Origin of the sequence: Paenibacillus sp. FSL W8-0186 (assembly GCF_037969765.1) — a bacterium.
In the GTDB taxonomy this organism is placed as follows: domain Bacteria; phylum Bacillota; class Bacilli; order Paenibacillales; family Paenibacillaceae; genus Fontibacillus; species Fontibacillus woosongensis.
Window position 1 is genome coordinate 4004889 of record NZ_CP150207.1, and the last position, 12107, is coordinate 4016995.

Consider the following 12107-nt stretch of genomic DNA (forward strand, 5'->3'; position numbering starts at 1 on the left):
GGGGCCGGGCCCACAGCTAAAAAATGAGCCGGCATCCGCCGGCTCCCCATAAAAAAAGTGTTTTACTCTTAGTCTTTTAAAATACGATGGATTTTCCATTCAGCTCATTCAGCACCTGCTCCAACACCAGCGATTCCTTAACCGCAAGCGTTTGGATCTTGGCCACAGCCTCTTCCAGCAAGCTCGTATCTTCCTTTAAGAAGAAAGCGTACTTGTAAAATAGCTTTCGGATCAAAAAGGCCTCTCGTTCAATTTCTTGATACTGGGCAGTCAATTGTTCGGGCGGGCTCCAATAGCCGTGCTGTGTCATATACTCCAATCGGTCGGCCATCATTTTCTTGTGCTCCCAAAGCAGGTGGACCGGGATAATGTTACGGTATAAGGTGGAGTCTGATTGGAGCAAATGCAAATATTTGACGATTTCCTCGTAAACTTTAAGTCCATACACGTGATTGTTGGGACTAGCGATCGCCCTGTATCTCTCTGAACTGTTACGGGACAGCACATAATCCTCCAGGCTTTCGATTACCAGCTGAGAATCAAATGCATAGATCCGATCTTTATTTAGGCTGTACAGTATAATCTCCTTCGTATAATACGCTTTGCTGCGATCTGCCAGCCGATAGCTTTCCAGAAACGGCTCATATCCGATATCCGTCTGTCCGTACTCATAATTGTGATTAAAACCGAGCGTATGAAACACTTGCTTCTCATCATCATAGCCAAACAATAAAGTGTCATGCGCAAAATGATGCCGCCTGTACATGGCCTTCCCCGGCAAATAAAATTCATCCAGAAATAAATAGACATAGTCTCCCTGGTCGATACTTCGCTTGAAAAAAGCGATCAAATCCGTTCCCGTATCTATCCGGCTGAGCAGATCTGCCGTAATGATTTTGAGATGAAGCAGCTCATTGTAATGGTGTGTATGCATGGGCTGATAGTAGTTAACAAAGATGTGTTCATCCAGATGATTAAAAAACTCAGAATCCGCGCTCCATTGAATATAATGGCTGTGAAGCCAGGGGAGAAAATGCGGATGCTCCGGCATGACGGATAATGGATACGCATGGTGCAAATAGCTGTACAGCGCAGGCTGCATATGAACAGGGAGCTGTTTATACATTATTGTATTCCCCTCCGCCAACAGCAACCGCCAGCTTATCCTCAATATACACCGCCAGCTTACGGATCGTATTGCATTCCTGGAGATCGAAATGATCGATGTCAAAATGCTTCTGCAGTTCTACCTCAAGCTTGAGCGCAAGTAACGAATGCCCGCCAAGCTCCACAAAATCGTCATCGATACCGATATTGACGTTTTCAAGCACCTCCGACCATACGGCGACCAGCTTTTGCTCCAGCTCCGTTTGCGGCTCAGCGTATTCCGTCCCTGTATAGTGAGCTCTCTCGCTCGGCTTGGGCAGGGCTTTACGGTCTATTTTTCCGTTGGGGGTTAAAGGCATTTCATGAAGCTGAACGAACCGCGTTGGGATCATAAACCTAGGCAGAGACTGTGACAAAATATTCCGCAGTTCGCCGGCCCCAAATGTCCTGTCTGACACGTAGTATCCGCAAAGCTGCTTCTCGCCGGCTTCGTCCTCCCGCACGACAACAACACTTTGCTTGATGGAAGGAACTTTAGCCAGCTGAGCATCGATTTCACCAAGCTCGATACGGAAGCCGCGTATTTTAACCTGATGATCCATTCGCCCGACATACTCGATCGTTCCGTCAGGCAGCCATTTTGCGAGATCGCCTGTTCTGTAAATTAGTTCTCCCGCCGCGAAAGGATGATTTACAAATACCTCGTTCGTCAAATCATCTTGATTTAAATACCCCCGGGAAAGGCCGGCTCCCCCGATACAAAGCTCCCCTGGAACACCGATCGGCTGAAGCTGACGATCTCCATTGACGATATACATTTGGGTATTGCTGATCGGCGAGCCAATCGGCAGGGTTGCCGCTTCAGGATCGATGCTGTTAATTTTCCAGTACGCCGCATACACCGTACACTCGGTCGGGCCATATATATGATATAAGCGGCCAGCGCCTAACATATCCAGCGCTTTTCTTACATGGGATACCGATACCTGCTCTCCCCCAAAAAAGATCGCCTTCATATTTTTCAAGCTCGACAGGTCACAATCGATGAACAAATTAAATAAGGCTGTCGTCATAAAAGAAACTGTGATTTGCTCATTTTTGATCAAATCCGTAATTTGGGCAATGTCTCTCATCGTTTCCTTCGGAACGAGGATGAGTGCCGCCCCGCGCAGCAGGGCGTTGTAAATATCAAATGTGGATCCGTCGAACGCATAGCTGGATAATTGAAGAACCCGGTCCTGTTCTGTGATCTGAAACTCGGTTGCACCCTGGATCAGACTGGTTACATTGCGATGCGTGATCAGGACTCCTTTGGGAGCGCCCGTTGTCCCCGAAGTGTACATGATGTACATCAAATCTCCCGGTTGATTCACATCCTGCAAATTGGTTTTCTCTTCGCAATAGGAGATTTCCTCGTCCAACACAACTTGATGCTCCACACCCGCGGCCTTGGCTGAAAGATGCTTTTGCAGCAGCATCATCTTTATCCCGGAATCGCCGATCATGTAATTCATCCGTTCCTGCGGATATTCCGGGTCGAATGGAACATATGCGCCTCCGGCTTTGAGGATCGCGAGAAGACCTGTAATCATCTCCACGGATCGTTCCGCGAGAATGCCTACAGGCTGCCCCGCCTCGACCCCTTTGTTTCGCAAGGTGTGCGCCAGTTGATTCGCCCGTTCATTTAATTGGCGGTAAGTCATCGACTGGCCTTGAAATGCCACCGCAGTCCGAGCCGGGAACCGGTTGGCCTGCTCCTCGAACCACTGATGAACCGTGATGTCTCTGACGGGAAACGAGGTGTCGTTGAAATCCACCAGAAGCTTGTGCTTCTCTTCCTTCGTAACAATGTCGAATTCCTTGAGCATTTGCCCCGGAGATTTCATTCCCTGCTCCATAATCAACATCAGCCGATCGCAAATTTGCCGTATTTCCTCTTCCGTAAATAAACTGGTTCTGTAATCTATTTTAAGCAGCAAATTGCCGGGCATGTTATGCAAATGAAATACAGCGTCCAAAGTCAGATCCTCGCAGCCGTAATCTTCACTATTCCCTAATTGCGAGCCGGCTTCTTCCGCCTGCCCCATATCCAAATAATCCATGCTTAGCTGAAATAAACGGTTCACATGAGTATGACTTTTCCTGATTTCAGACAGCAAAAGATCATATGGATACTTATGATGCCGCAGCGCAGACAATTGTTCCTGACCCGCCTGTGAAACAAGTTCCCTGAATGTCATCTCCGGTTCAAGCGTCATTTTTAATGGCGTAGTGCTGACAAACATGCCGAGCGCATGTTTATCATTCAAATTTGTCCGGTTCAAATAATTGGTACCGACGACGATATCTTGGTTGGATGTTAATTTGAACAGAAGTATAGAGAGGGCGCTTAGAAGCAAGCTCGAAGGGCTCACTTGATGCGCTTGGCCATAGTGATTGATTTGCTCTGACAGCAGCTTTGACAGAGAATACGAAAACCTTGCAGCATGTGTATTTATGGCAGGTGCAAGGTTCGGTTTGATCGTAGAGGAATCCGGAACAGTTTGAAATTTTTCGAGCCAATATTTACGGTCTTTCGCAAACCTGCCGGACTGAAGATACTTCTTCTCTTCTTCTATATAAGCTTGATAGGAATATGGCAGAGGGATTTGAGGAGTTTCACCATGAAGCAGCTCTTGATATAGTCTGTAAACTTCCAGTCCGCATTTACTCAGGGAGAATCCATCCTGAATGATATGATGGGATTTCATGTATAACCATGTTTCGTCCTCGCCTTTTAAAATGATGCAAAAATAATACAATTCCGAACCGATGAGCTGAAAGGGAATTTTTCCTTGTTCCCGAATCCACTCGTCAATGACGGATTGCTCCGTATCCTGGCTGAATGGAACGACATCAACTGGTTCTAGCTCAGGCTGCTGCATAAAGGATTGGTATACTTCCCCCGAATCCCTGACATGCAGGCGCAGCTGAAAAATATCATAGGATGCAATCAACGCTTGAACAGCCTTCTCCAGCACGGTTACATCCAGCCTTTGCTCAAACTTCAAGGCCGCATTCAAGTTTCCAATCGAGGTGCCCGGATAGGTTGCTTCCATCATCCAGATTCTTTGCTGTGGGTGTGTTAATTCATGCTCTCCGTTTGTATCCAGTTCATTGCTAAGCATCTCTCCACTCCTGTTCTCTGTATATTTCCATCTAATTTCCATGCGGAGAAATTATAGCATGTCGGAGTAGTGTTTTATACTTCATTATTTTACATTTATTGTTTAAATTCTTTGGATTGGAAATGGTCATTTATTCTACACTTTTTAACGATTCAATCATATTGATTCGGGACACCTTTCTCCGAAGCAGCAAGTTAGAGAGCGTGGTGAGCAGGAAGGCAAGAATGACGGATACGAGCAGAACAAACATATTGATTTGATCTGGAATTTGCTGATGGGTACTCGACAGCGCCTCTATAATAATGGAATACATATAGCCGCTGATCGGCAGTGCGATAATGACGGCAAAGGTGGTGAGTATCATGTTCTCAAAGAAGATCAGCCGGTTTATTTTGCTTTTTTGATAGCCCAATACCTTAAGCGTAGCCAGCTCGCGATTCCTTTCATAAATATTGATCGAGGATATCGTGTAGATGGCACCAAACGAAAGAATGACGGCACTAATGATAAACATGATGAAGATAAAACTGTTTTGCTTCAGAATGTATTGTGCGGATTCTTTCAAATCATCCTTGTCGGCGATGGTTTCTACCTGATTGTCTTGTTCAAAGAACTGACGGACGTAAGTAAGGTCTGCGGCATTGCTGGCTTTCACTAGAAGCGATGTTGGGTTGTAGTCGATGCCAAAGCTATGGAGATACGCTATCGTGCAATAGAACGACGGATTCGAATACTGATTGGATATTTGCACAACTTTCATTTCGACTGCTTTATTCGCAAACGACGGATCGGTGAATTGGATGCGGATCGTATCCCCTACCGCAATCTTATAGTGATCCGCATACGATTTGGGTACCAGCACGCCGCTGTCCATAAGTGTCATCGGATTGTCGTTCTCGTCGAAAAATTGAATGAGAGCATTGTCCTTCTCCGTAACGATCAACGTGGTGTTCTCATGATCATCGCCTTTGACGAATTCCACGGGAACAGCTGATAGATGATAGCTGCTTTCAATCCCGGCAGGCAGTTGCACCTTCTGAAGCTCTGTTTCCCTCGCATAATCGACCTTCAGATCATAGGTATTTACCTCTTCGATCTGATCAGCCACCCTTTGCAAGGACGTTTGAGTCCCGAAAGCCGTGATCAATAATACCGTGCTCACCACAACGCCAATGGAGCTCGCTAGCGCCTTGTGCTTATTGAGAAAGATGTTTCTCAAAATAATCTTATAGCTATAGGAAATACGTCTCCAGATTCCCGGAAACCGTTCGATGAGCAGCTTATTCATCTTCTTCGGCGGTTTAGGCCTCATCGCCTGCGCTGCGCGTTCTCGCAGAATGCCTATGCCGCTCAGGTAACAAGCCAGCATGCCGAATGCGCTCGAGAATAGGATAGGCGGAATAACCGAGAAGGAGGATAGGGAGAAGCTAATGCCCGGCAGCGAGTAGGATCTGGCATTCGACGCCTCAATCATTGGAACGAATAGAATCGCCGAAACGACGCCGCCAAGAATGGAGCCTATGATGCCGACAAGCACCGGGAATCCCATATAATGGAGCATGATGCTGCTGTTTTTCACTCCTAACGCCTTCATAATGCCTACTTGGTTCCTTTGCGAATCGATGATCCGAGACATGGTAAGGAAGAGAATGATCGCTTCGATCATAAAGAGAACCAACGGAATAACCTTGCTCATCAATTTATTGTTATGGACCGTTTGCTGAAGCTGCGAATAACTGAACGTCCGCTCTTTGCTGATTTGGCTTACATAAAGATTCTTGGATTGTGCTTCAATGTTATGGCTTAACTGGTTTACATCGTACCCTTCTTCCGCATCGATCAACACTTCATTATAGAAAAGGCTACCGGCGATTCGAGGAACTCCCGTTTCAGCCACATATGCGAATCCAGATGTTTTATGATTCTGGGTTTCATTCTTCTTCGCGTATTCCACATTCTCGCCCAATCCGCTAATGGTGAATGCCACATCCTGATCATTGACGCTTAACCGTATTTGATCTCCGACTTTGTACTGATGTTCCCTAGCGTAATGGGAATCCAGCAAAATTTGATCCTTGCTAGACGGAATGCTTCCCTCGATCATCGTAGGCGTATTAATGCTATTATTGACAGGGATCGAATGAACCTTTATGGCCGCTTTCCCATTGTCAAAAGATTGCGTCGCATCAAAGGTGTACCGTCCTTCAACTTTGTTTATCCCTTCGATGTTGCCTAACTCCGCCATATCCTGCTTGGAAATTCGGTCGTAGTAGACGTTCAAATCGCTTAAATTATGCGCTTGAAAGTAGTCCTTCGAATAAGCGCTAAGATTATCGCTTAACGTTACTAGCCCCGTGTAGAAAAAAGCGCCTACGGCAATAACCAGCACAAAAGCAAAAAATTGGCCGATCGATTGCTTGATATCCCTTAACAATTTCTTGAATAATTTCATCACCACTCAATCCCTTCAACGCTTTGCTTGTGCTCATTGACCGTTACGCTTTCGATTTTTCCGCTTTTCACGCGAATGATTTTATCCGCCATCGGGGCAATCGCGGAGTTATGCGTGACCAACACAACGCACTTTTTCGTTTCTCTGTTCAAATCCTGAAGAAGCTTCAATACGGACTTGCCGGTCACATAATCCAACGCGCCGGTTGGTTCATCGCAGAGCAGTAGCGAAGGGTTCTTGGCAACGGCGCGAGCTATGGCGACTCGCTGCTGTTCCCCTCCAGAGAGCTGGGACGGAAAGTTCTTCATCCGGTTATTTAACCCGACTTTATTTAATATCTCTTGGGCATCCAAATGGTTTTTACATACTTCAGCGGCGAATTCAACGTTTTCTAAGGCGTTCAAATTGGGGATTAAGTTATAGAATTGAAAGACAAAGCCAACCTTCTCGGCGCGATATCCCGTAAGCTTCTTCTCGTTGAAGCTAGTTATATCCTCACAGCCGACAGTCACTTTACCCGAGGAAGCCGTATCCATGCCGCCAAGTATATTCAGAATCGTGCTTTTGCCGGCGCCGCTTGCCCCCAGAATAACAACAAACTCGCCCTCGTTAATGGAAAAATCAACGCCGTTCAGCGCCTTGATCGGCACTTCGCCAATTTTGTATTCTTTCGTTACGTTTTTGAATTCGATTAATGTTTTCATAAATCGTATCTCCCCATGATATATTTTTCACCCTGCTGAAGCGCTCCCCTTAGCCATGAGCCTTGTATATTTCATTGTATGTCGGTATACTACTCATGTAGCATACTATAATACAACAACTCCATTGTCAATAACTGGGGTAAGTGTAAGTAAGGATCTTTTTCTCTCTTCAGGAGATTTGCTATTGACATCTGTTTACGCGTAAGTTATGGTTTGCTGCTAGATAGGTAACAAACTACGATGCTGAGTGGTGAGGCAATGAACGTAACTTTTGACGATAAACAGCCAATATTTCAACAAGTAGCTCATATCATTGAGGACGATATCCTGAACGGAACTTACCGAGAGGACGAACAGATTCTTTCCGTGGCTCAGTTTTCTCAGCTGTTTCAAATCAATCCGGCTACCGTAGTGAAGGGGATCGGTCTGCTCGTAAATGAAGGCATCTTGTATAAAAAAAGAGGGCTTGGCATGTATGTCTCGCCGGATGCCAAACAAAAGATTCAGAATCAGCGAAGAGACCGTTTCTACAAGGAGCTGCTGTCTGATCTGCTTTGCGAAGCCGATAAACTCGAGCTGACGACCGAAGATATCATTAACATGATCAAACAATTACGGAAGGAATGAATCTATTGTGAGCATCGTATTGAGTTGCGATAAATTAAACAAAAAATACGGCCCTACCTACGCATTGCGGGATCTGGATATGCAGCTGGAGGAAAACGTGATTTACGGCTTGCTCGGGCGAAACGGTGCCGGCAAAACGACCTTGCTAAACATCATAGCAGGCGGAATCTTGGCGAACGATGGCTCCATTGAGATCAGAGGGAACAAGCTTGAAAAAGGAGAACTTCCTGAGGATTTCTGTTTCGTTCGGGAGAACAACAAGCACTTCGGAGGAGCACGAGTGATCGAGGCTTTGCAGCTTGCTGCGAATTTTCATCCCCATTGGGACTGGACGTTTGCTCATAAGCTGCTTCAGACGTTTGGGCTCGATCCAAACCAAAAAATCAAACAGCTCTCAAGAGGGACAGAATCGCTCGTAGGAATTACCATCGGTCTGGCCAGCCGGGCAGCGTTGACATTATTCGACGAACCGGTGCATGGACTTGATGTATTGATGCGGGAAAAGTTTTACAAAGAGCTGTTGGAGGATTACGCCAATTATCCCCGTACGATTTTGCTTTCTACGCATTTGATTGACGAAATCGCCCCAGTCGCGGAGCGGGTTTATATCATGGACCAGGGCTCCCTCCTGCTTCATGACGAGATTAATCGGATACGCATGGCAGCTTATTTGATTCGCGGAAATTCGGACGCCGTGGCTTCATTTACGGAAGGGAAGCGAGTATTACATACGGAGTCTTACGGCCACGGGAAGCTTGCCGCCATTTTCGAAATGTTGAACGAGGGGGACAGGCAGCAGGCACGCCAACTAGACATTACAATTGAACATTTGACGCTTCAAAAGTTTTTCTCGTATTTGATCGAAGGGGGTCACTAAATTGAGTGCATTGGCCGTTCATTTAAAGGCGACCTATTTGCAATTGAAGATTTACATATGGATGGTCATTATTTTCATTCTCCTTGGCAGGTTGGCTGAATTCATTGTCGGTCTCTTTATAGACATCAAGCAAAGCAAAGTACTTGCGGATGGCAACCTGCTGCTCCTCATTTTGCTCCTTATTGCAACCATGCTTCCGCTTAGTTATTACAAAAGCATCATACATTTAGGCGCAAGCCGAAAACAATATTTTTTGGGGCTTCATTTCGTCTATGCCGTGTGGGCAGCAGCCGTCGCTTTATTCAATTGTTTATGGCCTCTGGTTGAAGTGAATGTGCTCCATAAGAACACTGTTAATCTTGTCGAAGCGTTTCGTTGGAGCGAATTTGGCTTGGCAGGTTCTTTCCTCTACCAAACTATTTTTTATTTGATGGTTATGGCGCTACTAAGCATGCTGGTCTCCGGTTACTACCACTTTGTCGGTTGGCTGATATGGGCACTGTTGATCGTAGCAATCCCAACTGGAACGGCGATTCCTTCGCTGCGCGTTCATGTTGTTTCTTTTTTCGAAGCATTGTTATTCAACGGCTCGCTGCTCGCGGGCGTCGGATTTAATCTTGGGCTTATCCTCCTATTCGTAGCCGGCGGTTGGTTTTTTACCAGGAGAAGAACATACTAAATTTTGTTCTAACGGTTACCAATGCCGTTAATCCGCCGATTTTTCATTTTTTGAAAATCTAACGGTTATATATAAGGCTAATATCAAATTTTTTAATATGTTGCGACGAATTCTGCACAAATAACGTAGATTACAACCGTTAGAACATCGAGGTGCTCATTTTCGGCTGATTAACGGCTGTGGCAATCGTTAGAGGTTTGGAAGGGGGTGCATAGGCTTTCCAAATCGTCTTTGAGTCTCGTCCCCATTTAGTGGACTGTTTTTGAAAAATTTTGCAGAAGGCTGCACTCAAAATGCCCTTCATTCTAGCTCTCAGAGCTTGTTGAAGGGCATTTGTGTTACCGGGCCTCTTGATGATATAGACACAACCCGATGCCACCTTTGAGCTCGTTCGCACGTGATGGCAGATGGGTATGCATCAGGGGGAATCGGGCAACTATCGACTGTTAATAAACCTTTTTCAATATTTCTATCATTTCATCTAAGGTAAGACCGAAGGACTTGTAATAGGACACCTCGCCAGCCATTTGTTTCATAACCATTTCATTGCGCATTCGCAGCATCTCTTCGGGTGAGTACTCCGCCACAAAGCATCCTTTTCCTGTGACCGTATTGATCAAACCGCACCGCTCGAGTTCTTCCCATGCCTTCTTGACGGTGATGACACTAATACGCAGCTCGTGGGCTGCTTGCCTGATGGGCGGCAGACAATAGCCGCTCTCCAGCTCGCCTTTCAGAATTTGAGCGCTGATTTGCTCGAATAGCTGCTGATAAATTGGTTTCTCAGAGGTATTCGAAATAGCTACGTTCATTGGATCTCCACTTTAAGGAATCGTTTGACCCCAATTCGATAAGCAATGGCGGTAAGTGCTATAAATATCACGATCCCCGCGATCAGGATATAGGCTTGAAGCACCCTGCTGTAGGCATCCGTGTCATAGAAAATATCAGACATCATCGGACTCTGGAACCCGAGCCACTGGGCGATCCCAGCGAACAACATGGCAGCCGTTATGGAGTAGAGCAGCGCAGCGCCGATTTTGTACGCCGTTTTGTAATATATGGGGATAAAGACAAGGTTAAAGATCGCCAGCATGGCAAAACACAAACCCCAGAAACCCAAATTTGGCGGGAAGAAAATGTAGTTCATATTCGGATATAAGCGCAACGTGATCAAACTATAGCCCATGGCGATCACAATATGCAACACCTCCAAGCCGGCAACCACAATTATTCTTGCTTTTACGATATCCCGCTTGGTGACGGGCATCATCGAAGTAAACATCAAATCGTTCTGCGATCGAAATTGGTTAAACATATTCGGTACCGTGATCCAGACAAAATACAGAAGAACGATGAAATAGATCCAGCCGGGAATGAGCATTAAAGCGCCGGTCATAAAAGGCATGATAAAAAACATTGGATGTACACCTAATTTAATATCCTTCATTACCAAGTTATCCATGGGTATCCCCCTTCTTCGTGAAATATACCAAGATATCCTCAAGGCTTGGCGTGGCAGTTTTTATGCCATAGGATGGATCGAAATCGCCAACGTGAATTAATCCTGTAAAACCGAACGAATTCGTTTTATATGATATCATCTGATCCTTCACCTGCAGCAATTGGCTCTCGGTACCGTTCAGCAGGAGGAAAGATTCTTTGAATTCCTCTTTCTCGCAGCTAAGAATAATTTGCCCATCCGAGATAAAAGTAATGAAATCCGCACACTTCTCCAAGTCGGAGGTAATATGGGTCGAGAACAGGATGCTGACTTCGCCGCCTACGATAAGCTCTTGGAAAATATCCAGCAGATCGTCTCTCGAGGCCGGATCAAGCCCGCTTGTCGGTTCGTCCAGGATGAGAAGCTTCGCCCCATGGGATAAGGCAAGGGCCAGGCTGTATTTCACCTTCATTCCCGTCGACAGGTCGGCGACTTTTTTGTTTTCATCCAATTTGAACCTTCGAAGATAGTTGTAGTAAGTCACATCGTCCCAATTCTGATAGAACTTTTTAATCGTATTGGTCAACGTCTTTATTTTGCTCCGCCTATAAAAATCGGTGCCTCCAAAGGCGAATCCTATGTCCTGCTTCAACTCAAGTTCGTGTTCGGCCATGTTTCTGCCCAGAATATGAACCTCGCCGCTATCGATATGGGTCATATTCAAAATCGATCTGATCGTGGTTGTTTTACCTGCACCGTTAACACCGATAAAGCCCATAATGTAACCCTTCTCCAGTTGGAACGAAACATCTTTGAGCGCAAAATTCGGGTATTTCTTATTTATATTTCGAATATCTAGCGCCAGCATTCTGTACCTCCTCACAAATTGTGTATATCGTACATACACAATATATCACCAAAAGTTGGGAACGTCAACGATCCCAGCCTTAGGAGTAAAAATTATATAAAACACCCGCCAGACTTTAAAGTCGGCGGGCTCGTTTTTTAGTGAGAATTATGCACTATGACCTTACGTCATAGTCAAGCGCT

The 12107-nt window shown here is 45.7% G+C and carries 10 protein-coding genes; 3 read left to right on the plus strand and 7 right to left on the minus strand.

Annotated elements, in window-relative coordinates:
• Positions 1–76: 76 nt before the first annotated feature.
• The 4 genes from MKX50_RS18005 to MKX50_RS18020 all read right to left on the minus strand — a co-directional run bounded on the left by MKX50_RS18005 (position 77) and on the right by MKX50_RS18020 (position 7430).
• Positions 77–1126, minus strand: coding sequence for a hypothetical protein (locus MKX50_RS18005; RefSeq protein ID WP_213589804.1), 1050 nt, complete (start codon positions 1124–1126; stop codon positions 77–79).
• On the minus strand, positions 1119–4274 hold the full coding sequence (locus MKX50_RS18010; RefSeq protein ID WP_339157506.1) for an amino acid adenylation domain-containing protein: 3156 nt from the start codon (positions 4272–4274) through the stop codon (positions 1119–1121). The genes MKX50_RS18005 and MKX50_RS18010 overlap by 8 nt, the downstream gene beginning before the upstream one ends.
• A 130-nt stretch (positions 4275–4404) precedes the next feature.
• Positions 4405–6726 carry an FtsX-like permease family protein gene (locus tag MKX50_RS18015; protein ID WP_339157507.1) on the minus strand — a complete coding sequence of 774 codons (2322 nt, stop codon included), beginning with the start codon at positions 6724–6726 and terminating at the stop codon, positions 4405–4407.
• Positions 6726–7430 carry an ABC transporter ATP-binding protein gene (locus MKX50_RS18020; protein WP_213589798.1) on the minus strand — a complete coding sequence of 235 codons (705 nt, stop codon included), beginning with the start codon at positions 7428–7430 and terminating at the stop codon, positions 6726–6728. The genes MKX50_RS18015 and MKX50_RS18020 overlap by 1 nt, the downstream gene beginning before the upstream one ends.
• Positions 7431–7688: 258 nt before the next feature.
• Between MKX50_RS18020 and MKX50_RS18025 the strand changes: the two genes are divergently transcribed.
• Genes MKX50_RS18025 through MKX50_RS18035 form a run of 3 tightly spaced genes read left to right on the plus strand, consistent with a single transcriptional unit; the run spans position 7689 to position 9613 of the window.
• Positions 7689–8057: a GntR family transcriptional regulator gene (locus MKX50_RS18025; protein WP_244996357.1), complete on the plus strand. Its 369-nt coding sequence runs from the start codon at positions 7689–7691 to the stop codon at positions 8055–8057.
• A 7-nt stretch (positions 8058–8064) separates the two neighbouring features.
• A complete protein-coding gene (locus MKX50_RS18030; RefSeq protein WP_213589789.1) occupies positions 8065–8934 on the plus strand; it encodes an ABC transporter ATP-binding protein in 870 nt (289 codons plus the stop codon).
• Between the two features lies 1 nt (position 8935).
• A complete protein-coding gene (locus MKX50_RS18035) occupies positions 8936–9613 on the plus strand; it encodes a hypothetical protein (RefSeq protein ID WP_339157508.1) in 678 nt (225 codons plus the stop codon).
• A 446-nt stretch (positions 9614–10059) separates the two neighbouring features.
• On the opposite strand, the gene MKX50_RS18040 is transcribed toward MKX50_RS18035, so the two are convergent.
• From MKX50_RS18040 to MKX50_RS18050, 3 genes are read right to left on the minus strand one after another with little or no spacing between them, the layout of a single operon-like run.
• The gene (locus tag MKX50_RS18040; RefSeq protein WP_213589785.1) at positions 10060–10425 is read right to left on the minus strand and encodes a GntR family transcriptional regulator; all 366 of its coding nucleotides are present in this window, start codon (positions 10423–10425) and stop codon (positions 10060–10062) included.
• Complete coding sequence (locus MKX50_RS18045) at positions 10422–11078, minus strand: ABC-2 transporter permease (protein WP_213589783.1); 657 nt, start codon at positions 11076–11078, stop codon at positions 10422–10424. Before MKX50_RS18045 ends, MKX50_RS18040 begins: the two co-directional genes overlap by 4 nt.
• Entirely contained in the window at positions 11071–11925 is an 855-nt protein-coding gene (locus MKX50_RS18050; RefSeq protein WP_339157509.1) for an ABC transporter ATP-binding protein, read from the minus strand. The genes MKX50_RS18045 and MKX50_RS18050 overlap by 8 nt, the downstream gene beginning before the upstream one ends.
• Positions 11926–12107: the final 182 nt, after the last annotated feature.